The sequence below is a fragment of the Herbinix hemicellulosilytica genome (assembly GCF_002904165.1).
GTDB lineage: Bacteria > Bacillota > Clostridia > Lachnospirales > Lachnospiraceae > Mobilitalea > Mobilitalea hemicellulosilytica.
In genome coordinates this window covers 1-23,452 of the sequence record NZ_CVTD020000022.1, presented here as the reverse complement: position 1 = coordinate 23,452, position 23,452 = coordinate 1, and the positions used below count along the sequence as shown (strand labels likewise).

The following is a 23,452-nucleotide window of genomic DNA, read 5'->3' as shown; positions in this document are numbered from 1 at the left end:
TTTTTTTATTTGCGGAGAATTATCATAATTTACATGAGCTTAAGATGCCTGTTTTCTGATCTATTGGTTAAAATTATATGACTATATCAATATGACTGAAAATTATGCAGTTTCTGAACGGTTACTTTACTTATAAACATATTGTAAATTATGGGTTTCAGAAATTTTTGAAGTATGTATGATGTATCAAAATGGTTGTATTTATTATTAATTCTATGTTTTCATTTTATTATCATCAAAGACAATAATATCCAATAAATAGGAAAAAGTATCAATATTGACTATTACAATATTTAGGACTAATATATACATATTATTTTTACAGGAAGTGTAAAGCACTTCCTTATATATTAAACAAGGAGGACGCATATATGAAAATTAAGAAACTAATCGCCTCTGTTGCTTTATTGTCAATGGTGATAAACATATTAGCCGCCTGCGGTAAACAGAATACTACTGATGGCAGTAAAAATGCCTATCCGGGTACTCCGGATGCAAATTCAATAACAGTCAATATTTCAAGTGAACCGCCGGATATGTTTTCTGTTACTATGACTGATACAACATCATTTACTGTATTAAGGCATATAGTAGAAAACTTGGTAACCTTGGACGAGAATGACAACGTAAAACCCGGTGTTGCAAAAAACTGGACCGTAAGTGATGACGGGCTGGTATATACCTTTAACTTAAGTGACGATATGAAATGGTCCAACGGAGAACCCGTTACAGCCCATGACTTTGTTTTTGCATGGACCGCCTTACTTACACCCAGCTTTGCTTCTGATTATGCATACTTTGGCTATGTGTTTAAGAATGGTGAAGCATACAACAAGGGAAAAGTCGGTGCGGAAGAGCTTGGATTTAAGGCTTTAAGCGACTATCAGTTGGAAGTAACACTTGAAAATCCTACAAGCTATTTCTTGGATACCTTGGCATTCGGCGTATTTGCACCGGTAAACGAAAAAGCATATAAGGAATTCGGTACTGCATACGGTACTGATGCCGACAAGATGGTTTACAACGGTCCTTTCAAAATGACTTCCTGGGAACATGAAAGCAAGATAGTTCTTGAAAAGAATCCCGATTATTATAATGCAGATCAGATTGAACTTGAAAAAATTGTAATGGTTATGATCAATGATTCAAATGCAGCATTGAACTCATTTAAGGTAGGCGAGGTTGATATGATAGGCCTTAACGGAGAACAAGTACAGTTGATGAAGAAAGAAAATTATCCTGTATACACCTATGCCGACGGTTCAACATTTTATCTTGAATACAATATGGATAATAAGTATCTGTCAAATAAAAACTTAAGAAAAGCTATAACCTATGCTATAGATAAACAGGCTTTTATAGACAGTATAGTAAAAAATGATTCACAACCTGCTGTTTCTTTTACAGCACCTGCCATAAACGGACTTAACGATAAGTTCTACAAAGAAGTCGGAAGCCTTCAGCCTGCATTTGATACAGAACTGGCTAAAGAATATTACAATAAGGCATTGGAAGAACTCAATGTAGATAGCATCAGCCTTTCATTAATAATTGACGACAGTGATTCGGCAGTGAAAAACGGAGCATTTGTTCAGGAACAGCTTAAGGTTAATTTGGGACTTGATATAAAGATTGAACCTATGCCGTTTAAAAGCAGGCTTGAAAGAATGTCCAATAAAGACTTTGATATAGTCTTTGCCGGATGGGGCCCGGATTACAACGATCCTTTGACATTCTTAGATATGTTTGAAACAGGAAACGGCAATAACCACGTAAGTTACAGCAATCCCGAATATGATGAATTGCTCGACAAAGTAAGGACAGAAAAAGATAAAGAAAAAAGGTTTGAATATTTGAAACAACTGGAACAGATCATCATGGATGATATGCCGGTAGGCCCGATTTACTGGAGATCAAGAGATTATGTATTAAGCGGAAAGATAGCATCGGGAGTTATAAGAACCGCATTCCAGGATATAAACCTGATTAATGTTAAATTATCCAAATAAAGGCTATAGGGGGCATGGCTGTCATGCTCCCTAATGCTGTTTATCATATTTGTATAACTAATTAAGTAAAGGAGGATGGCGGTGATTAAGTATATTTTTAAACGGATCTTTTATTCGTTTTTAACCCTTATAATTCTAGTTGCGCTGACTTTTTTCATGATGCGCCTGCTTCCGGGAGATCCTTTTATCGGACAAAAAGCCATTCCTGAGACTACCCTGAAAGCTTTGAATGAAAAATACGGTTTGGATAAGCCCATGTGGCAGCAATTATTGATTTATTTCGGGAATGTATTCAGAGGGGATTTGGGAATATCAATACATTATAACAGGCCCGTAAATGATATTATCAGGCAGGCCTTTCCGTATTCTTTTGATCTGGGCATAAGGGCTTTAATTTTTGCTACGGTAATGGGAATTCTGCTAGGAATAATTGCGGCAGTAAAGAGGGGTACTCACTGGGATACTTTATCAATGTTTTTGGCTATAATCGGAGTTTCCGTACCGGGTTTTATTGTGGGCTCTTTGCTACAATACTTTTTTGCGCTAAAGCTTACTCAATGGACTGGGATTGCATTTTTCCCCAATACAGGCTGGAACGGTTTTGCCGCCAAAATATTACCTTCCTTTGCTTTAAGTTTAAGCTCTCTGGCTACGGTATCAAGACTGATGAGAACCAGCATGATGGATGTATTAAGTCAAGATTATATTAAAACCGCCAAATCAAAAGGTTTGTCGCAGAAAGCTATAGTATGGAAACATGCAGTCAGAAATGCAATCATGCCGGTAATAACAGTCTTAGGACCGATATCGGCAGCTTTGCTTACCGGTGCCTTTGTTGTGGAAAATATTTTTGCCATACCGGGAATGGGAAAATTCTTCGTATACAGTATTCAGACTCAGGATCATACAATGATATCCGGTACAACCTTGTTTTACGGTGCATTTCTTATCATTGCAAATCTTTTGGTGGATCTTGCTTACGGATTTATAGATCCCAGGGTTAAGCTTAGCGAGGTTAAGGAGTGAGAAAATGGATAGCAAAATAAAACATATTGATAAGAGTCAATTTGAACGAATCGGGTTAGACAAATCAGATATTAAAACCGTATCGGGACAGAATACAAGTTATTGGAAAGATGCTTTCAGGCGGCTTTCTATGAACAAGGCTGCTATAGCCGCACTTGTCATAATTATTATAATTACTTTATTCAGTATATTTGTCCCTGCTTTCTCACCCTATACAATTAGTGAGCAGCACCTCGGCCATACTTATGCACCGCTTGGTTTTAGGGACCCTACAGACGGACATATGCATCTTTTTGGGACCGACAGCCTGGGCCGGGATATTTTCACAAGAGTTTGGTATGGAGGCAGAATTTCCTTATTCATATCTTTTTCCGCAGTATTAATAAATTTTATCATCGGTATTATTTACGGAGGAATTTCAGGCTATGCCGGTGGAGTTGTAGATAATATAATGATGAGAATTATTGAGATAATAAACGGAATTCCGTATCTGATTATAGTAATACTTTTAATGATGGTATTGCCTGCCGGGACCATGACCATGGTTATTGCCTATGCGACAGTGGGGTGGACAGGCATGGCAAGATTGGTCCGCGGCCAGATAATGAGCCTGAAAGAACAGGATTATGTGGTTGCGGCAAAAGTAATGGGAGCAAGACCGGCAAGGATAATAACAAAACACCTGCTACCCAACACCCTTAGTGTAGTTATAGTTAATATTACATTGTCTATACCCAGCGCAATATTTACGGAAGCGTTCTTAAGCTATATAGGACTGGGGGTTCCGGTACCTTTGGCAAGCTGGGGTACCCTGGCGAACGAAGGAAGCAGAGTGTTTCAAATGTATCCGTCTCAGCTTATCATACCGGCTATCTGTATAAGCCTTACTATGCTGTCGTTTAATTTACTCGGTGACGGACTAAGAGATGCTTTAGACCCCCGATTGAGAAAGTAATCAGGCTTGCTTAGATTTAGAGGTGATAAAATGAACAAAATCCTTGAAGTAAGAGATTTACATGTAACCTTTCATACTTATGCCGGTCAGGTAAAAGCGGTCAGAGGAGTTAGTTTCGATTTGTATGAGGGCGAGATTCTTGCCATAGTGGGAGAAAGCGGCAGCGGTAAAAGCGTAACGGCACAGACTATAATGAAATTAAATCCCATGCCTCCGACGCAGATTGAAAGAGGGAAAATACTCTTAGGAGATAAAGATATAGTAAAAGCAAGCGAAAAAGAAATGATGGCCATCCGAGGAAAAGATATCAGCATGATATTTCAGGACCCTATGACAAGCCTAAACCCCACGATGACTATCGGAAGGCAACTTACTGAAGCTATAAAACATCATAAAAAGCTGTCAAAAGATGAAGCCCAAAAAGAGGCGATTAGGCTTCTTAAGCTGGTAAGAATACCAAATCCCGAAAGCAGAATATTTCAGTATCCCCATGAATTTTCGGGAGGAATGAGGCAAAGGGTGATGATAGCTATGGCTCTTTCCTGTCAGCCTAAACTTTTGATTGCGGACGAACCCACAACTGCCCTGGATGTTACTATTCAGGCTCAGATAATCGATATACTTAAAGAAATAAGGGAAAAGACCGGGACATCCATTATAATTATAACTCATGACCTGGGAGTAGTAGCCAACATGGCTGACAGGGTTGCGGTTATGTATGGGGGTAAAATTGTCGAAACAGGCTCAGTAGATGATATATTTTACCGTCCGGCTCATCCTTATACAAAGGCGTTGCTGGAGAGCCTTCCGAAAACCGATACGGATAAAAACACCCGCCTGGTATCTATAGAAGGGACTCCTCCGGATTTGTTGAATCCGCCTGTGGGTTGCCCTTTTGCCGGAAGATGCAAATATACCATGAAAATTTGCAAAACCCAGATGCCGCCTCATTTTGAGCCTTCAAAAGACCATAAATCGGCCTGTTGGCTATTGCATGAAGATTGTCCCTATTCGGATTTTAAAAATCCGGACGGAGGTGGAGAAAATGATGAATAAAGATAAAATTAAATTAGAGCCGGTAGTTAATGATAACGATAAAGAAATTTTAGTTGAAATTAAGGATGTATCGAAACATTTTAAAGTTGCAGGGGGAGTCCTTAAAGCGGTAAATAATATAAATCTAAATATAAAAAAAGGTGAGACTTTAGGTTTGGTAGGCGAATCCGGCTGCGGAAAATCTACCCTAAGCAAAGTTATAATGGGAATATATCCTCCGACCTCCGGAAAGATAATATATCATGGCAAGAAGGAAATGGTTGTCTCAAAAAATAACTTATTTGAATATGCTAAGATGGCACAAATTATATTTCAGGACCCTTATTCATCTTTAGACCCCAGAATGACAGTGGGATCTATAATTGAAGAAGGAATGATAATACACAAAATGTATGATAAGAAAAAGCGTAAAGAAAGGGTTTTTGAGCTTTTAGAACTGGTGGGCCTAAATGCCGAGCATGCAAACAGGTATCCCCATGAATTTTCCGGAGGACAGCGGCAGCGTATCGGTATTGCAAGGGCTCTGGCTATAGAACCGGAATTTATAATCTGTGATGAGCCTATTTCAGCCCTGGATGTATCCATTCAGGCACAGATAATTAATCTTCTTTATGATTTGCAGAAAAAGCTGAATTTGACTTATCTGTTTATAGCCCACGATTTGAATATCGTAAAATATATAAGCGACAGAATAGCGGTTATGTATCTGGGCCATATAGTTGAATTGTCAACCAGTGATGAACTATATAAAAACCCATTACATCCCTATACCAAGGCCTTGCTTTCTGCGGTTCCCGTACCCGATCCCAAAAGGGAAGCGCAGAAGAAAAGGCAGATGCTGGAGGGGGATGTAACAAGCCCAATCGATCCAAAACCCGGATGTCCTTTTGCCGCCAGGTGCCCTTATGCTACCGATATTTGCACAAAAGATTTTCCAAAGCCGGAGATTAAGGCAGGACATATGGTTTCCTGTCATCATGTAGAAAAAATAAACAACTTAAATTGATAATATTGAAATATAATATTTTCCGGTAAAATTTGTGTCATAAATGCAAAGAAAATATCATAATAACCGGCAATAAGCAGAATAAAAGCTGATAATGTATAAAAAGAGGAAGAACTGTAGTAAAAATATTCCTCTTTTTATTTTTTTATAATTGTAATCATAGCTTTACTGGTATATAATTTTGTATATTGGAAAAATAAGTAAAACGGACAAGCGAGTTAATTGAACAAGCCCATCAGGCTGAAGAGGATATTAATATAAAAATGAAAACGGTTATGCAATGGATAAAGTATATAAGAATGAAGGGGAGCAGGTTAAATGTATGAAAAAAAATATGAAGTAAGTGAGATTGAAGTTAAAGAAATATTGTTTTTATTTCTAAAACGCTTATGGATTATTATATTGACCGGTATCATATGTGCAGCCGGAGCCTTTCTGATAAGTAAATATTTAATAAAACCCGAGTATAGGTCAACTGCCAGTATATATATAATAAACCGGCAGGACGCAAGTAAAACTACATATACGGATTTGCAGACAGGATCGCAGCTTACAAAAGATATCATGTTTATGATTACCAGCCGGGCGGTTTTGGAAAGCGTAATAGAAAAACTGGATATTGATATGACACCGAAAGAACTGGCAGATTTAATTTCTGTCCATAACCCTGAAGGCACAAGGGTATTGGAAATCAGTATTGTCAATAAAAACCCATATCTAGCAAAAGAATTAGCCGATACAATTGCCATAGTTGCTTCGCAGAATTTAGTAAATATCATGGAAATTGAAAAAATTAATATTTTGGAAGACGGTAATTTACCCGTTTATCCTTCAAGCCCGGATATAAGCCGTAATACGGTAATAGGTGCGGTATTGGGATGTGTGATAGCTTGTTTTTTAATACTTGCATTGCATTTGATGAACGACCGGATTAAAAATGCCGATGATATAGAAAAATATTTGGGAATAACCACTTTGGCAGTAATCCCATGGGATGAGGAAGTAAAAAAGAAAAAACCTTTTGCATCAAAAAACGTATATCAGCAGGAAGGATATGCGAGTTAAAGGAGAGAAGCAAAAGTGCAGATAAATTTTACCAATATAAACAAATTAAGCTTCAGGGCCAATGAAGCATATAAGACCTTAAGGACCAATATTCAATTTTGCGGAAATGATATAAAAACCATATGCATTACCAGCTGTATTCCGAATGAGGGAAAATCAAATGTTTCATTTAATTTGGCAAGATCTTTGGCAGAATTCGGGAAGAAGGTAATTTTTATAGATGCTGACCTAAGAAGGTCTGTCCTGGTCGGGAAATATAAGCCCGATCAGGCAGTTATTGGTTTGTCTCATTATTTGTCCGGACAAAACAGTATTGACGAAATTCTTTATGAAACTAATATAGATAATTTAGACATAATTTTTACCGGGCCTGTGCCGCCAAATCCGGCGGAACTTTTAGGCATCGATATTTTCGGAGAGCTACTTAGAATTTTTCGTAAGGTATATGATTATATTATTATTGATACTCCTCCCATCGGCAGTGTAATAGACAGTGCCATTGTAGCTCAAAAGTGTGACGGAGTAATACTTGTAATAGAAGCCAATGCTATCAGTTATAAGCTTGCCCAACGGGCTATCAGGCAGTTGAATAAATCAAAAAGCAAAATACTGGGTGCTGTTCTTAACAAATACGATTATGGCAGCCGGTATTACGGCTATGAAAGCAAAAAATACAAAAAGTATTTGGATTATTATACAGAATACTAAAAGTACATATAAAACAAAACAACGGTAAATCCGTTGTTTTTTTATTATGAAAAAGCTATAATTTATTCTATGCACATAATAATTTTATATTATAAGAATCATATTTATGATTTAGTGCTAAACTTATCAAATATTACGAGGAGTTTTTTATGAAAGAAATACTTTTTATAGATCCTGTTTTTAAATCTATGGTATGGGGTGGAAACAGGTTAAAAACGGAATTCGGATATGATATCCCGGATGAACATACCGGTGAATGCTGGGCGATCAGTGCCCATCCTAACGGAGACTGCACAATAAAAAACGGAACCTTTAAGGGGAAAAGCCTAAGCTGGCTCTGGGAAAATAAACGGGAGTTGTTTGGCAACAGGACGGAAGAGCGGTTTCCTTTGCTGGTTAAAATAATAGATGCAAAGGAAGACTTAAGCATTCAGGTTCATCCGGATGATAAATATGCTTATGAAAATGAAAACGGTTCATTTGGAAAGACAGAATGCTGGTACATTCTGGACTGCAAGGAAAACGGCGAAATTGTCATTGGGCATAATGCAAAAGATAAAGAAGAACTTAAGCAAATGATAGAGCATAAAAAATGGGATGAGCTTATAAGGGTGTGCCCCATTAAAAAAGGTGATTTTTTTCAGATAACACCCGGTACTGTTCATGCAATTAAAGGTGGGACCATGCTTCTTGAAACACAGCAAAGCAGTGATGTAACATACAGGCTGTATGATTATGACAGATTAGACAATGGTAAACCCAGGCAGCTTCATATAAAGCAAAGTATAGATGTAATTAACTGCCCTCATATGGATGCTCAGACAGGAGGAAAAATAATCAAGGATAAAAGATGGGAAATCAGGGAACTGATTTCATGCCCATATTATACGGTAAAAAAAATAGACTTGTGGGGAGAACTTAAATTAGCCCAGGATAAGGATTTTATGAATGTAAGCATTATAGAGGGAGATGGTGAGATAGACGGTATAAAGGTATCCAAAGGTGACCACTTTATATTACCGCATGGCTACGGAGAATTTAAATTAAAGGGAGATATGGAACTTATAATTTCTTATATTTAAAATATATTGCAGGCATATCCCTAAGAATGTGATAAAATTTATTTAAATCTTATATGATTTATTTGATTAAAACACCTGCCGTTATTTAAAGGACATTCTCAAATAAGATAATAACAGCAGGTGTTTTACTAATATACAATATACAGTTATATTTTATAAAATTTTATTCTTCACTTACGCTTCTTATGTCGATGTATTCCGTACGGGTATATGAAACAGAGGCAGGTTTTTCTCCGGTAACCAAATAGTTATACATGGCTATGATGGGATCATGACCCTGGCTGAACGGATCTTGCCCTATGGCTGCGTATATGACACCTTTTCTTATAAGATCAAGAACTTCATTGTCGTAATCGAAGCATACTATTTTAACCTTTCCGGTAAGTCCTTTATCCTGGACTGCCTTAGCGGCACCGGTTATTCCCCCGGTAAGGATTACAATACCGGACAGGTTATGGAATTTATTGAGGGCTTCCATAGTGTTTTTATAAACTTTTGAATTGTCGGTTTCAGCTTCAATCTCTGCTGCCATCTTCATCTTTTTCTTCTTGTTAACGACTTCATATATTGCATCCCTGCGTACGCGGTTTATTGAAGTTTCCAAAGGACCGCGGATTATGGCTATCTGGCCTTCGTCGTTCAATGCATTTGCTATAGCTTCTCCGGCAAGCCTTCCGGAAGCATAAATGTCAGGCCCGAAGTAAGCTATTCTATCCACACCTTCAGCAAAGTCGCAGTTAAATGCCATTACGGCAATATTTTTGCTATTGGCCATTTTTACAAATTTTTCGCCACCTACAACAAAGCCGGGGAAAATAATGCCGTCATAGTTGTTTTCAATTTTTTCAATAATAGTATCCTCTAATCTGTGATCCACTTTCGTAAAGCCAATATATTCAACATCAACATTTTTCGATTTTAATTCTGTTTTGGCATATAAGGCCCCCTGTCTTACCCCTTCCCAGAAAGGATGATCCAAAGGGCTTATCATGGCAATTTTTAACCGTTTTTGGCTTTGGGTATCTACCGGCATAATTGAAGTCCTGTATCTTTTCAGCAGCTTTTCAATGCCGGACAGCATATTTTGAAGAGATGTAGCCTGATTCTTAATTTCTTCGTTTTCTGCCAGTTCTTCTTCGGTAACGGCAGCAACGTCTTGGGTAATAGAAGAAATTTCGTTGGAAGCATCATAAAGTATCTGGCCCTGCCGGCTTATACCCTTAGTATTCTCGTTAATTAAGCGGGCTTCTTCATATGCTTTCTTCATGTCATCGCTTAGTATATATGTATTTTCATTGATTGTATAGAAGGATTCCTTTACAGAATTAAATATTTCTTTGCTTATATTAAAACTTTCCACACAACCGGTAATGCTTTCACTTACTTTAGAATTGCTGGTCAAGATATTGTTCAGGAGCTTATTTATCTGGCCGACACTTTCTCTTGTTGCCGATGAAAGTTTATTCATTTCCTGCGCGACAACCACAAAACCTTTTCCTGCCTCACCGGCACGGGCAGCTTCAACAGCCGAGTTCAGGGACAAAAGTTTTAATTGTTCCGTAATATTAATGATTAAGCCGTTAACCTGGTCGATTTCGTTAAGATGGGTATTGAGAGCTTCAATAAAGGCGGCAGTTTCCGATAAATTGGTTGATATAACATCCATTTGCTCATTGAATTTGTCAACGTGTTCCGCACCGTTTTTGGTTATTTCTACGGTTTTTTCCACAAATGCTTCAATATTTGCCAATGTATCGGTTATATTATTGGCCCGTTCGGCTACTTCCTGTATGCCTGCCAGGGTTTTATTCACTATATTAAGTTGCTGTTGTGCTTTTTCGGCAACTGCGGACATATTTGAAGCAATATGCTCGTTGCCTTTAAAGCTCATCTCAAGGCTTTTCGTGACTTTATCAATGGCATCCGATAATATGATAACATTGCTTTTGGTAGATTCGATAAAGTTCAGAAGATTTCTTTTCATTTCGTTAAAGGCAGTTGTGAGGGATTCTAGCCCTTTTGTCTTATCGGGAATTATATCACTGATATTGAGCATCCCCTGTGATAAAAGACCGGCATTTTTATCTATCAAATTTACACCCAGTAAAAATCTGATTAACAAGACAAGCAGAGTACATGTAAGAATTGCCACAATAATCAAACCAAGATTAAATAAAGTTTTTGAGATATCTACGCCGTATAAATTGAGTACAATCATGGAGGTCAAAATAACAAGTATAAGTGAAGTAATTACAATGATAAAAAATCTCGTAAAGCTTTTGCTTTTTGATTTTCCTGCCGACAAATCAGCCATGGAAATACCTCCCCCAATATTTAACATATAAATATAAGTCAAAATATTACCAAATTAGTTTATATTTGACTTATATATCTAATAATACCATTCTTATTTGTTGAATACAATAGTATAAAGGGAGAAATAGGGGATATATAAATGGTGAAACTACCTAAAAGTAAATGCATTTTTAATATTGTGCCGATTAAAAATAAAAGTACCGCACATCGTTTGTCTGTTACAGATATGCGGCACCGGGTATAATCTTTATGATACGATGGTTTATTTATACGGCATTGTGACAGAAAGCGGCAATGCGGTCAATCGGAATGTCACATACAGATCCTAATCTGCTTCCGCTTCCTTTTTTTGAAGTGTTAAGAAGACTGTCTCCGTCAGACATGGCAAAATTGCCGAAAGACGGCATACAGCCATGGCCTGTATCATTGCTGCCTGCTATCGGATGTGTAGGAGCATCCCCCATATGAGTTAATAACCTTACAAATCTATTATTAACTGAAATTAACACACCGGTAAAACCATTACCGGACAGCCCGCCGCTGGTTGTAAATATAGTTACGGTATCACCTATAAACTGATAAAGATGTTGAACAAGAGATGCGTTATTGTTGCTGTTACACGACATTTTATGGCCCTCCTTTCTTTGATTATGAAATGTTAAATATTATGTCTATAATATCTTATGCAATACGACACCAAATGACACCAAAAAACAAAAAAATATTAATTAGAATATATTTTGACATTTTGAGTCTTTATATATAGCAAAAACCGCTGCAATTATAAATTACAGCGGTTATCTTTAATATTCTCGTTTTTAAAATTATAATATCGAATATCAAATGAAGCCTTATAATTAAATAATGTTATAAATTAGCGCCGTTGGAGGCTATGACATCTTTGTACCAGTAGAATGAATCCTTAGGAATACGTTTTTGTGTTTCATAATCCACGTATATCAGGCCAAATCTTTCATTATATCCTTCTGCCCATTCATAATTATCCAAAATGGACCAGGCAAAATATCCTCTGATGTCTACACCTTCTTCCGAAGCTCTCTTAAGCTCTCTGAGATATCTGTGCATATAATCGATACGGTTAGGGTCATGGACTTTACCGTCTAAGCTCACCCAGTCGGGGAGGGATATTCCGTTTTCAGCAATTATAATCGGAAGATTATATTTTTCGTAAAGGAATTTAGGCATATAATACATAATCTGAGGGGTAACCGGCCATTTAAGAGCATTTATAGGGTATCCGGGTTTTTTCGGAACTTCATAAAAACCGCCGGATTTATCATGAGAAATAAAAGTGCCAAAGTATAAATTTAGGCCAAGAAAGTCAAGTTTTTGGCTTATAATTTCCATATCTCCCTCTTTAATGACATCTGCAGGAAAGTCCTCACCCATAGCCTCTATGCCGTCTTTAGGATATTTGCCAAGCAGGATCGGATCAAGCCACCAGCCGTTGGAGAAAAGTCCTCTTGCCGCACCGCTGTAAGTATACGCTTTGGCAGCTTCAATATCTTCTTTAGTATCGGTTAATGGTATTCCGGTACTGGGGTTGGGGACAAAGCCAATTACAGCAGGTGTTTTGGCATAGTTACGAATAATTTTAACCGCCTTGCCATGAGCCAGATTCATATGGTGAATCATTTGGACAATCTCTTTATCAGAGGCTTTTTCGCCCGGTGCGTGGTGGCCGGTATGATGCCCTAGCATTATATGGCATAAAGGTTCATTGAGAGTCATCCAGAAACGAACTCTGTCTGACAGGGCGTCTACGATAACTTTAGTATATTCAGCAAACCAGTCTGCAATCTCCCTGTTTCGCCAGCCACCGCGGTCATATATAGCTTTAGGCAAATCCCAGTGAAAGAGTGTTATAAAGGGTTCTATTCCGGCTTTAAGAAGCTCGTCCACCAAATCACTGTAGAATTTAATTCCTGCTTCATTTACCTTTCCTGTTCCGTCAGGCAGGACTCTGGGCCAACTGATAGAAAAACGGTAAGCCTTCAAGCCTAATTCTTTCATGAGGGCTACGTCTTCACGGAAACGATGATAATGGTCACAGGCAATATCCCCGGTATCTCCGTTTTTCACTTTGCCTGCGGTGTGACTAAATGTATCCCAGACAGAAAGACTCCTTCCGTCTTCAAAGGCGGCACCTTCTATCTGATATGACGCCGATGCTGCACCCCAGAAAAATTTTTTCGGAAAACTCATATGTCAACTCCTTTTCTTTCTTAACTTTGGTTTTTTCATTAGTATTAGCATTAATAAATCTTTATATATTCTTGTTTTATTTAGGCTTTCTGCTTAATTTTTTGTTTTTTGGATGAATCCATAAAAACTAATTAAGCATTAGCTCATGCACTAGAACATTATAACATAAACCTACCGGATAAGACAGGCTCATAAAATAAAAGACATGATAATACATACAAAAGATATAAAATTACATCTTACAGATTAATATTGAATAAACCGAATATAATTCACATATATTGGATTAAGCATGGACAAACAACTTGAATAAGAGGTTATTTTTATTTAGACTATATGTATAATTTTGTCGATTGGGGGTGCTTGCATGAAGTTCAAAGATGCTGTACGTACTTTATTGTTTAAAAATAAGGACACAATTTTTAATCAGCTTTACACAATATGGGGGAGCAATATAGATCCTAATAATATTTTAACCGAATATCCAAGACCTCAGTTAAGAAGGAGCAATTATACCATATTAAACGGTTACTGGAATTATAATATAACCAAAGACGAAGTCAAGCCCCTTTATTATGACGGAAAAATTCTGGTGCCTTTTTCTCCGGAAAGTGTCCTGTCGGGAGTTAACCGCCAGCTAAAGCCGGGTGAGATACTTTGGTATGAAAGACCGCTTATTGTCGAAAAAAAGCCGCCCGGAAAACGCCTGATTTTGCATTTTGGAGCCGTGGACCAAATATGTGAGGTGCTTATAAATTACAAACGGGTTATCCGCCATGTAGGTGGGTATCTTCCGTTTTCAGCAGATATTACCGATTATATAGAAGAGGGCGGAAACCTTCTTACGGTGAAAGTAATAGACCTGTCGGATACTTCATATCACAGCAGGGGGAAGCAAAAACTGTTGCGGGGAGGGATGTTCTATACCGCCCAAAGCGGTATATGGCAGACGGTATGGATGGAATGGGTTCCGCAAACCTATATTAAATCCTTAAGCATAACACCTTTGGTAGACGAAAGCATGGTAAGGATAAGTATTAATCTTAATCATGCGGTTAATTATGAAGAAAATTCTGATCAAAGAAATATCAGGCCGGACAGAAGAAACCTACGCAACTTATATCGGGTGGATATATATGATAAAGGTGTTAAAATACATTCTTATGTTACAAAAGAATCGACCATTGATATTCCAATGGAAAACTTTACATATTGGAGTCCCGAAAATCCTCATCTTTATGATGTGGTTGTCTGGGCGGGAGAGGATATGGTCGAAAGCTATTTCGGCATGCGTAAAATTGAAATAAAAGAAGACGAAGAAGGGGTAGCAAGAATCTTTTTAAACAACAAGCCTTATTTCCAGAACGGGCTTTTGGATCAGGGATATTGGCCTGACGGTTTATATACTCCGCCGGGGGATGCTGCAATGATTTTTGATATAGAACAGGCTAAAGCCCTCGGATTTAATATGTTAAGAAAACACATAAAGATAGAACCTTTACGCTGGTATTACCATTGTGACAGATTAGGTATGCTGGTATGGCAGGATATGGTTAACGGCGGGGGAAAATACAATATGGTTACGGTAGGCTACCTGCCTACTTTGTTTCCCGGTATCAACGGTCATATAAAAGACAAAAAGTACTCTTTATTTGGGAGAAAAAATGCCGAAGGAAGAAAGGAATGGCTAAGGGAATGCGAAGAAACCGTAAATCTTCTTTACAACAGCCCGTCCGTAGTGGCCTGGGTACCCTTTAATGAAGGCTGGGGGCAATTTGATGCTAACGAAGTAACAGATTTAATAAGATCCATAGATAAAACCAGGCTGATTGATCAGGCAAGCGGCTGGTATGATCAGGGTGGAGGAGATATAAAAAGCATTCATAATTACTTTCATCCCCTTAAATATGAAAAAGATAAACATAAGCGGGCGGTAGTTTTGACCGAGTTTGGCGGATATGCCTGTTACATAAAAGGACATTCCTATTCACCCATTATATACGGTTACAGGATATTTAAAGATACAAAAGATTTGGAAGAGGCCTTGCAAAAACTTTATAGAGAAGATATTCAAAGAATGAAAAAAGAAGGCCTTTCGGGAGCTGTCTATACCCAGCTTACCGACGTGGAAGACGAGGTAAACGGGCTTTTTACATATGACCGGAAAGTATGTAAGATATCAAAACCTTTGATGGATTAACGGATTATTTTAATTACAAAAATGCTGCCGCATTTTAGGGATTATGATGTTTCTTACTGACTAAAATTATTTCTTTTGTAAGTCCGTAAAGAACACATCATAATTGTCCGGATGCGGCAGCATTTTGCTTTATATTTTACTTTATACAAATCATAATTTTAGTTCCGGCTAAAATTTATTTTGATAAAGTTATATATATTAAATAACCTTTAGTTATCCTGTAAATACTACGGGATATGGGGCTTTTTAAATTGATACGGTCTATACGTTACCTTTTTGTTACAGTCTTTCCGTATCTGTCTTCATTTTTATATTGATAAAATATAATTAATATTATTTCAATCCCAGCAGGTTATCTATATCATCCCCGTTAAGAGTTTCTTTTTGCAGCAGTTCTGTGGTTATCTTTTCAAGGGCCTGTATATTTTCACTTAACAATTGTTTGGTTTCTTTATACAGGCTGTTTGCGATGGCTCGGCATTTTTCTATAAGTTCTGCATCCGGAATATCATGAAATATCCGGGTGCTAAATAGCCCTATTTCGGGATCCATGCCGAATTTATCCGTATAATCGGCAATCAAAGATGAAGCTTTTTGAATATCGTTACTGGCTCCGGTTGTTATTTCTTCAGGACCAAATATTAATTCTTCTGCAGCCCTCCCGGCATAAAGAATTTTAATATTGGCAAGAATTTGCCTTTGGCTCTGATACATGGCATCCTTGGGGATACTTAAATTAAAACCTCCGGCTCCTTTTACGCTTGGTATAATGGTAACCTTGGAAATATAATTTTCAGGAAGCAATAGCTTTGTAGCCAGGGCATGACCGGCTTCATGATAAGCCGTAATTTTACGTTCCCGTTCCGAAATATAGCTTACATCCGTTTTGGGGGCACCGGCAAGAACGGTATAGAATGCCTTGTCTATGTGCTTATATGTTATATACGATTTTTTTTCGTTGGCTGCAATTATTGCGGCTTCGTTCAGTAAATTTTCAAGCATTGCACCTGAAAAACCTACCGTGGATTTAGCTAGATTATCTAAGTCAACGTCATCAGACATAGGCTTATTTTTAGCGTGAAGTTCCAGTATTCTTTTCCTTGAATTGACGTCAGGCAAGCCTATTTCAATTTGCCTGTCAAACCGACCGGGACGAAGCAAAGCCTCATCAAGGGTGTCCAGCCTGTTGGTTGCCCCTATCACTACAATCCCCTGGTTGTCGTTAAAGCCGGACATTTCTGTAAGAAGGGCATTGAGGGTTTGGTCTCTTTCGTCGTTGCTGGCGGATGAGTTTCTGGCCCTTTTTTTACCGATGGCATCAATTTCGTCTATAAAGATAACTGCCTTTTCATGCTTTTTTGCTTTATTAAAGAGGCTGCGGATACGGCTTGCGCCCACACCGACATACATTTGGACAAAATCGGACCCGCTCATGGCATAGAAAGGTACATCGGCTTCCCCGGCTATGGCTTTTGCCAATAAGGTCTTTCCCGTTCCGGGAGGTCCGTAAAATAAAAGGCCTTTGGGCATACGGGCGCCTAAGCTGGTGTATTGCGAAGGATTTTTAATAAATCCGATAACATCTTCAACCATTGCCTTTGCTTCAACGTTGCCGGCCACCGAATCTAAAGTTATTTTTTCTTTTTCGCTGTCTTTTTTATTGGCATCTGTAATCAAATTCTTTGCCGAACCCGTACCCCGGGTGTAATAAATTATGCCAAAACCGACTATGGCAACAATAAGTATACCAAAAATACCCGATATATTACCGTTTTTATATGATACGCTTACGTTGTTAACAAGTAAAAATTCCACAAAATCTTCTGTCATAGGGTTTGGTACTGTATATCCGGTTTCCGGGTCATTTTCAAGATAAGCGTCAAAAGTACCTTTATCTTCATACAGGGTTACTTTGGATACCCGGCCTTTTTCTACAGCATCCAAGAAAGATGGATAAGACATTTCGTTTTTAGGTTTATTTAAACTGTAAATTCCTGCACCAATAAGCATAAGAAGCAAGACAGACATTACAGGAATCATTATTTTTTTCATTCTAAAGCCTCCGCTCAATAGTAAATTACATATTTCGACAATAATTGTAACATTTTATATGCGGGATTTTCTATGATTAATTTATGGAAATAAGAAATTTATTGAATAGAAATTTACCATTTTGATAGATGTCTTAATTTTATAAATTACTGTTTATTATCAGATGTATAACGATGTAAATAAATGGATTGACATAATTTGACATAAACAGTATAATAATGTCAATATTATAGTAAAGGAGGATATATATGAAAAGAAATGTTTTTATAAGAAGCATAGCATTATTTTAATGTATGACATTAATTTTAACTACCACAAATATTAAAATAGCAAAAGCGGATACAGCGAATATCAGTGCATTTAGAAGTACGGTTTTTGATGAAACTGTTACAAATGAACCTGAAATTACTATTATTGATAGGATGGCAAATGAATATTTTAATTATTTTAAAGCAAATGGTGTAACAAAAGAAGATATAATGGATATCGCAAACTCTTCAGTAAATGATTCAAATCAAAAATCATCAAAGTTATTTAATAATAAATTAAACCTGAATTATTCATGAGGGTAAAAAATCATAGATTTACCCATGGAATTATTACGACAGTTCATTTCCGAGGATAAATTTTTATGAAAGTTATTCACAAAAGGGTATAATATCCCCTTGGTTTATCCACATTTTAAATTTCTTGAACTGTCAAGGTACATTTTATATATCATTCAAGCTTTGGCAGAAGCCGTATGTTTTTCAATGTCTCATAAAACTCATTTTTATAAGGACAGCTACTGCATAGCTTGAATGTTATATACCTCGCTGAATGCACTATTTTGGCGGCAACCTTCAACAACTTCAGGCGAATGGTATCAACTTGCAGCTTTCTCATTCTTGCCGGAAGTACCAAACGCCTAAACCAGTTAAATATATTATATGCCAATACGGATATCTGCAGCCGGTTTTCATTTATCACCATACTGTAGCTTGGCATGGTGTCCATATCAAATCCTCTTTTGGATTCTTTTATGAAGTTCTCCATCTTGCCACGGTTACAGTAAAAATGAATGATATCCTCAGCTTTCATATACATATTGGTTACAATAAAGGTATGCATATATACAAGCTGGCCTGCCGGTTTTTCTGCCTTTACAACAACTCTTCTCGGATAGGACCAGCTGGATGCTGCATAATGGATTTCACCATATACTACTGCATAGTCAACTTTATTATTAGCAGTAAGTTCGTCAAGCTCCTTATCCAGATATGCAGCCATCTCCTTTAAGATGGCATTTTCCTTCAGCCTGATTGCATAGGATGTACCGTTGCTTTCCAACTGTTCAAACAGCTCAGGTTTTGCAAATCCGCTGTCAGCACGAAGAAAAAGCTTTACATCAGGATAATCCTCCTGATATTCGGTAAGTAAAGGCTGAAGAAATTCGCAGCAATCCGTAGAGGAATATACATTTCCCGGCCTTAAGGCAGCTTTTAGCAGGTCGCCGGTAAGCCCGTCATAACACATTAGTGCATGGTAACCATAATTGGAATAATGATAATTATATCCACTGCCTTCCTGTTTACCGAAGGTATCAAAAAGAGTGGAATCAATATCCAACAAAACCATCTCAGGCCTTTTGATGGAATAAATCCTTTGTCTAAGAAGGTAAAGTATCCAGTCAAGCTGCATCAAAGTAACATCATCCATGCGGTTAAAGAACCGGGACATGGTAGGCTGGGAGGCCAATGCTTGTTTGCCAAGTATATTTGTAAAAACCGGGTCATCAGTCAGCTCATCCGAGTCATCATCAGAAAAGTAACCGGATATCTGCTGGTAAATTTTTTGCAACAGGTTATCAGCATCCGTATGGATACGAATTGTTTTGTCCTTGGTCTGAAAATGTTGCTTAACAAGCGGCTTAAGACCAATTTTGTGAATGAATTCATTAAGTAACAGCAAACCTGCATCGGAAGATAAATCGCCGCCGTGAAAATTTATTTTAAATTTACTATTGCTTTCTAAGTGAAGTGCATTTAAACTAGACATAAGGGTTTCTCCTTTGCTGATTTGTATGTTTGGTAAACTTCATTTTAGCAAAGCTGAGACCCTTTTTCTATAGTTCAGTTTCACTTTTTAAGTGAAAGCAATAAGAAGATAAAAACATAGTAATTATGCAGTGCCAGGCACTGTTGTATATGTTACGATGAATAATTCAGGTTAAATAATATTATAAATTATTCCAATATTACATTATCTAGTACATCAACTTACTATTCGACTTTGGTATATGATATTACAGGATATAGTTTTACGTATGAGCAAATAGCAGCACAATTAGCATCATTAGGTGTTTTGATGAACTTATCATCAGCACTTCCGTTTTTAGAGTACTTAGCAATATTAGCGGGTGCAGTAATTATAACTTTAGCAATTGCGGTTGCTTATTTAGCTGTTGCTGTTGCTGTACATAATTTAATTTTAACATGGTATTTAGATATTGCGTATAAGCTTGAAATAGCATTATCTAATACAAGAGTTTTAGTAGCTCAATACGAACATGGCTATAGATATTGGAGAGCATATTTAGCAAATTACGGTGGCAGAGGTGGAATATTAATTGGAGATCCAATACCATATCCTACTGCAATCGATATTGTATTAATAGATATTAGTACATATAATGTATTTGCAATGACTCATGGTGATGCAATGTTTTTGGCGCAAACCGCTTATGGTATAGGATATACTAATCCTGAAGTTCACAGACAAAATGGAAAAGATCTAAATGTACAACATATTCATGCTTTAAAGCCTGGTAATGGACGTGGAAATTGTCATATATTCTTTGGAATTCCTACATACTTTTAATAATTAATAATACCTGAAAAGAAAGGATAAAAAATGATACTTGAACCTGTATATTTATCCTATTTATGCGGATCTAGCCTAAATGCGAATATGTATTTAGCAGACCTTTATAAAAGATATGCAAAAAAACATAACAGCGAAGAATGGATTCAAGTAAATCCTGATAAAGAACTAAATGAGTTTTTAATAAATGTGGCAGAAAACAGTAAATATTTTGGGCCGGAAAGAGCCAGGCAAAATGAAGATTTGGTTAGGGGTTATCACAGACTGGATGAGTTGCTTGAATATATGCACAACATAATTATGTATGAAAAGGAATACAGCTTAACTTTGAGAAAAAAGTGGGATCCGGCACTTCATGACTTTCATATAGCGGATTCAAAATTGATATGGTTTCAAAATGATATCATAAACCGAACATGCAGCATTAAATTAAAAAATGTACTGTTATTCGGTGAAAGGAAAATAAACAGGAAATTAGATGTAGATATTGGCACAATTGAAGTAAAATTTTCCGGTGTAAAGAAAGTTGATATAATCGGCGAACTCATGGCAGACCCTGATGCAAATACGGCTTTTGAATACTTTACTATCGAAAATGATGATAAATTAAATTTTTGCTTGCTGGTGCTTGTAGGGATATGCAGACCTTTCATACTTCAGATTGAATATACAGATATAGAGGTTGAACAGATTGTATAGCCAACTTATTTGACATATACAAAGCTAAAGCGTTAATAATAAGCGATAGAGTATATAGGTATAGCCGAAAAACACAGTATGTTTGTAATTCGTAAAAATTCATATACTGTGGACACTGTGGTTATGCCTGTATACTCTTTTTGTTAATTAACAGATTATCATAAATTGTAGGCTCATATTATATTGATTTTCATGTTTTATATAAACAAGCATATATTAGATAAAGGTTTATTAGTAATGTGTATATAAAAAATTATTCGTTTAGTTACAGGGATGGCATTTTAACTTGAATGGATTAAGTAATATCAAAAGGAAGGAGGATTATAGGATTAGTATGACAAACGGGGGTATAAACAGTGGCAAAGTGGAAAACCAACTGAATCTTGCCTTGGATGTGCCGGAAGAATTCAGAGACAGGACCCTGGATTTAAACGTAGGATATTCACCGCAGACGAATCTGTGGGAATTGATTATAAAGTACAACGGAACTCTGGAACGGATTGCCAATGAACTGGGAATAGGCATTGTGGAATTATCCGGAGGATATGCCGTTATAACCATACCCGAAAATCTGATAGACCTTTTGGCAACCTATGAGGAAATTGAATTTATAGAAAAACCCAAACGCTTATTTTTTGAGGTAAACGAAGGAAGGACCGCTTCCTGTATAAACCCTATTCAGGCCCAACCCTATAATTTATCCGGAGAGGGGGTACTAATTGCAATTATTGATTCCGGTATTGACTATTCCCATCCGGATTTCAGAAACGAAGACGGTACAACTAGGATTGAAGCTTTGTGGGATCAGACCATACCGGGAAATCCTCCGCCGGGCTTTAACATAGGGACCCTTTACACCAGAGATCAACTTAATGAGGCTTTAAGCTTACCCATGCCTGACAGGCTTAATGTGGTTCCCAGTACCGATATTTCCGGACACGGAACCCATGTTGCTGGAATAGCAGCAGGAAACGGCAGGGCAAGCAGAGGCCGTTACAGGGGAGTTGCCCCTGCCAGTGAGCTTTTGGTGGTTAAGCTTGGCGAGTCAGTGGGAGGGTCATTTCCGAGGACGACGCAGCTTATGCAGGGCCTGGAATTTGTAGTTAATTATGCAATAGCCTTGGGAAGACCTCTGGCCGTAAATATCAGTTTCGGAAACAATTACGGGTCTCATACAGGAAGGTCCCTGCTTGAAAGTTTTATAGATGAAATAGCAAACAGAGGCAGAACCAGTATTGTAATAGGCACCGGCAATGAAGGAGCGGAAGGAAATCATGCCGGAGGAATTCTTAGAATGGGTACTACGGAAGTTGTGGAGTTTACAGTCAGTGAATTTGAATTCTCCCTGAATCTACAGATATGGAAAAACTACTTTGATCATTTTGATATATCAATTACTGCACCCAACGGGGTAAGGGTAGGCCCTGTACCAAGAAGGCTTGGAACCCAGCAGTTTCAGATTGCCCAGACTGAAATTCTTTTATATTACGGGGAACCTACTCCGTATAACGCACAGCAGGAAATATATATCGAATTTATTCCAATCGGCACTTACATAAATGCGGGGGTTTGGAGAATTGAACTGGTACCCAGACATATAGTTGTGGGAAATTATGATATGTGGCTGCCGGCAGGCGGTGTAAAAAATCCGGCCACCAGATTCCTTTTATCCAACGAATTTACAACTCTTACAATCCCTTCAACCGCATACCGGGCTATATCCGTAGGGGCATATAATGCATATACCGGTGCATTGGCTCCGTTTTCCGGAAGGGGTTATACCAGAGATAACCAGATTAAACCTGATATTGTAGCACCGGGTGTCAATATTAATTCATGTTCTCCGGGTGGCGGTTATACCGTAAGATCGGGAACTTCCATGGCAACACCGTTTGTAACCGGAAGTGCCGCCTTACTGATGGAGTGGGGAATTGTTCGTGGCAATGACCCGTACCTGTATGGGGAGAAATTAAAAGCTTATCTTATAGACGGAGCCAGACCGTTAAGAATTGAAGATGTATATCCGAATCGCACTTTGGGTTACGGTGCTTTGTGCCTTGAAGATACGTTCAGAAACATAGTTTAAAAGATTTTATGTATTTAAGATTAATCTTTCTTAATAATTTTATTTATAATATGGTATTTTAAAATTTATATTATTTCCTCAATTACGGTTATATAATTAAAAGA

Annotated in this window: 18 protein-coding genes; 13 read left to right on the top strand and 5 right to left on the bottom strand. The window is 37.5% G+C overall.

Annotated elements, in window-relative coordinates; translation table 11 throughout:
• The first annotated feature begins 371 nt into the window (after window positions 1-371).
• The 8 genes from HHT355_RS09575 (at window position 372) to manA (ending at window position 8,907) form a co-directional block, all read left to right on the top strand.
• The gene (locus HHT355_RS09575) at window positions 372-2,009 is read left to right on the top strand and encodes a peptide ABC transporter substrate-binding protein (protein ID WP_103203226.1); all 1,638 of its coding nucleotides are present in this window, start codon (window positions 372-374) and stop codon (window positions 2,007-2,009) included.
• Window positions 2,010-2,084: 75 nt separating this feature from the next.
• Window positions 2,085-3,035: an ABC transporter permease gene (locus HHT355_RS09570; protein WP_199179187.1), complete on the top strand. Its 951-nt coding sequence runs from the start codon at window positions 2,085-2,087 to the stop codon at window positions 3,033-3,035.
• A gap of 4 nt (window positions 3,036-3,039) precedes the next feature.
• The gene (locus HHT355_RS09565; RefSeq protein WP_330403392.1) at window positions 3,040-3,990 is read left to right on the top strand and encodes an ABC transporter permease; all 951 of its coding nucleotides are present in this window, start codon (window positions 3,040-3,042) and stop codon (window positions 3,988-3,990) included.
• Between the two features lie 30 nt (window positions 3,991-4,020).
• The gene (locus tag HHT355_RS09560) at window positions 4,021-5,046 is read left to right on the top strand and encodes an ABC transporter ATP-binding protein (RefSeq protein WP_103203224.1); all 1,026 of its coding nucleotides are present in this window, start codon (window positions 4,021-4,023) and stop codon (window positions 5,044-5,046) included.
• Complete coding sequence (locus HHT355_RS09555; protein WP_278320054.1) at window positions 5,036-6,052, top strand: ABC transporter ATP-binding protein; 1,017 nt, start codon at window positions 5,036-5,038, stop codon at window positions 6,050-6,052. The genes HHT355_RS09560 and HHT355_RS09555 overlap by 11 nt, the downstream gene beginning before the upstream one ends.
• 318 nt (window positions 6,053-6,370) lie before the next feature.
• Window positions 6,371-7,117 carry a YveK family protein gene (locus tag HHT355_RS09550; protein ID WP_103203223.1) on the top strand — a complete coding sequence of 249 codons (747 nt, stop codon included), beginning with the start codon at window positions 6,371-6,373 and terminating at the stop codon, window positions 7,115-7,117.
• A gap of 15 nt (window positions 7,118-7,132) precedes the next feature.
• Window positions 7,133-7,825 carry a CpsD/CapB family tyrosine-protein kinase gene (locus tag HHT355_RS09545; protein ID WP_242967644.1) on the top strand — a complete coding sequence of 231 codons (693 nt, stop codon included), beginning with the start codon at window positions 7,133-7,135 and terminating at the stop codon, window positions 7,823-7,825.
• 149 nt (window positions 7,826-7,974) lie between these two features.
• On the top strand, window positions 7,975-8,907 hold the full coding sequence (manA, locus tag HHT355_RS09540) for a mannose-6-phosphate isomerase, class I (protein ID WP_103203222.1): 933 nt from the start codon (window positions 7,975-7,977) through the stop codon (window positions 8,905-8,907).
• A gap of 163 nt (window positions 8,908-9,070) precedes the next feature.
• Here manA and HHT355_RS09535 read toward each other — a convergent pair whose 3' ends face one another.
• The 3 genes from HHT355_RS09535 to HHT355_RS09525 form a co-directional block, all read right to left on the bottom strand.
• Complete coding sequence (locus tag HHT355_RS09535; protein ID WP_158245950.1) at window positions 9,071-11,221, bottom strand: substrate-binding domain-containing protein; 2,151 nt, start codon at window positions 11,219-11,221, stop codon at window positions 9,071-9,073.
• Between the two features lie 268 nt (window positions 11,222-11,489).
• Window positions 11,490-11,849, bottom strand: a complete 360-nt coding sequence (locus HHT355_RS09530) for a hypothetical protein (RefSeq protein ID WP_103203220.1) — start codon at window positions 11,847-11,849, stop codon at window positions 11,490-11,492.
• A gap of 241 nt (window positions 11,850-12,090) precedes the next feature.
• On the bottom strand, window positions 12,091-13,449 hold the full coding sequence (locus HHT355_RS09525; protein WP_103203219.1) for a GH1 family beta-glucosidase: 1,359 nt from the start codon (window positions 13,447-13,449) through the stop codon (window positions 12,091-12,093).
• A gap of 367 nt (window positions 13,450-13,816) precedes the next feature.
• Here HHT355_RS09525 and HHT355_RS09520 point away from each other — a divergent pair, with 367 nt between their 5' ends.
• A complete protein-coding gene (locus HHT355_RS09520; protein ID WP_103203218.1) occupies window positions 13,817-15,649 on the top strand; it encodes a glycoside hydrolase family 2 protein in 1,833 nt (610 codons plus the stop codon).
• Window positions 15,650-15,982: 333 nt separating this feature from the next.
• On the opposite strand, the gene HHT355_RS09515 is transcribed toward HHT355_RS09520, so the two are convergent.
• Entirely contained in the window at window positions 15,983-17,701 is a 1,719-nt protein-coding gene (locus tag HHT355_RS09515; RefSeq protein WP_103203217.1) for an ATP-dependent metallopeptidase FtsH/Yme1/Tma family protein, read from the bottom strand.
• Window positions 17,702-17,994: 293 nt separating this feature from the next.
• On the opposite strand from HHT355_RS09515, the gene HHT355_RS09510 reads away from it, so the two are divergent.
• Window positions 17,995-18,267 carry a hypothetical protein gene (locus tag HHT355_RS09510; protein WP_103203216.1) on the top strand — a complete coding sequence of 91 codons (273 nt, stop codon included), beginning with the start codon at window positions 17,995-17,997 and terminating at the stop codon, window positions 18,265-18,267.
• A gap of 151 nt (window positions 18,268-18,418) precedes the next feature.
• Here the strand turns inward: HHT355_RS09510 and HHT355_RS09505 are convergent, their stop codons facing one another.
• The gene (locus tag HHT355_RS09505; RefSeq protein ID WP_103201687.1) at window positions 18,419-19,738 is read right to left on the bottom strand and encodes an IS1380 family transposase; all 1,320 of its coding nucleotides are present in this window, start codon (window positions 19,736-19,738) and stop codon (window positions 18,419-18,421) included.
• A gap of 309 nt (window positions 19,739-20,047) precedes the next feature.
• On the opposite strand from HHT355_RS09505, the gene HHT355_RS09500 reads away from it, so the two are divergent.
• The 3 genes from HHT355_RS09500 (at window position 20,048) to HHT355_RS13875 (ending at window position 23,348) form a co-directional block, all read left to right on the top strand.
• Window positions 20,048-20,560 (top strand): hypothetical protein, encoded by a 513-nt coding sequence (locus HHT355_RS09500; protein ID WP_103203215.1) that lies wholly within the window; start codon window positions 20,048-20,050, stop codon window positions 20,558-20,560.
• A 33-nt stretch (window positions 20,561-20,593) separates the two neighbouring features.
• A complete protein-coding gene (locus HHT355_RS09495) occupies window positions 20,594-21,262 on the top strand; it encodes a hypothetical protein (RefSeq protein ID WP_103203214.1) in 669 nt (222 codons plus the stop codon).
• A gap of 334 nt (window positions 21,263-21,596) precedes the next feature.
• Window positions 21,597-23,348 (top strand): S8 family peptidase, encoded by a 1,752-nt coding sequence (locus HHT355_RS13875; protein WP_146039186.1) that lies wholly within the window; start codon window positions 21,597-21,599, stop codon window positions 23,346-23,348.
• The last annotated feature ends 104 nt before the right edge of the window (window positions 23,349-23,452 follow it).

Coding starts and splice junctions, on each gene's coding strand:
- manA (WP_103203222.1), top strand. CDS start 7,975: ATGAAAGAAATACTTTTTATAGATCCTGTTTTTAAATCTATGGTATGG.
- HHT355_RS09510 (WP_103203216.1), top strand. CDS start 17,995: ATGACATTAATTTTAACTACCACAAATATTAAAATAGCAAAAGCGGAT.
- HHT355_RS09525 (WP_103203219.1), bottom strand. CDS start 13,449: ATGAGTTTTCCGAAAAAATTTTTCTGGGGTGCAGCATCGGCGTCATAT.
- HHT355_RS09505 (WP_103201687.1), bottom strand. CDS start 19,738: ATGTCTAGTTTAAATGCACTTCACTTAGAAAGCAATAGTAAATTTAAA.
- HHT355_RS13875 (WP_146039186.1), top strand. CDS start 21,597: ATGACAAACGGGGGTATAAACAGTGGCAAAGTGGAAAACCAACTGAAT.
- HHT355_RS09535 (WP_158245950.1), bottom strand. CDS start 11,221: ATGGCTGATTTGTCGGCAGGAAAATCAAAAAGCAAAAGCTTTACGAGA.
- HHT355_RS09550 (WP_103203223.1), top strand. CDS start 6,371: ATGTATGAAAAAAAATATGAAGTAAGTGAGATTGAAGTTAAAGAAATA.
- HHT355_RS09530 (WP_103203220.1), bottom strand. CDS start 11,849: ATGTCGTGTAACAGCAACAATAACGCATCTCTTGTTCAACATCTTTAT.
- HHT355_RS09555 (WP_278320054.1), top strand. CDS start 5,036: ATGATGAATAAAGATAAAATTAAATTAGAGCCGGTAGTTAATGATAAC.
- HHT355_RS09560 (WP_103203224.1), top strand. CDS start 4,021: ATGAACAAAATCCTTGAAGTAAGAGATTTACATGTAACCTTTCATACT.
- HHT355_RS09570 (WP_199179187.1), top strand. CDS start 2,085: ATGGCGGTGATTAAGTATATTTTTAAACGGATCTTTTATTCGTTTTTA.
- HHT355_RS09565 (WP_330403392.1), top strand. CDS start 3,040: ATGGATAGCAAAATAAAACATATTGATAAGAGTCAATTTGAACGAATC.
- HHT355_RS09575 (WP_103203226.1), top strand. CDS start 372: ATGAAAATTAAGAAACTAATCGCCTCTGTTGCTTTATTGTCAATGGTG.
- HHT355_RS09500 (WP_103203215.1), top strand. CDS start 20,048: ATGAACTTATCATCAGCACTTCCGTTTTTAGAGTACTTAGCAATATTA.
- HHT355_RS09520 (WP_103203218.1), top strand. CDS start 13,817: ATGAAGTTCAAAGATGCTGTACGTACTTTATTGTTTAAAAATAAGGAC.
- HHT355_RS09495 (WP_103203214.1), top strand. CDS start 20,594: ATGATACTTGAACCTGTATATTTATCCTATTTATGCGGATCTAGCCTA.
- HHT355_RS09515 (WP_103203217.1), bottom strand. CDS start 17,701: ATGAAAAAAATAATGATTCCTGTAATGTCTGTCTTGCTTCTTATGCTT.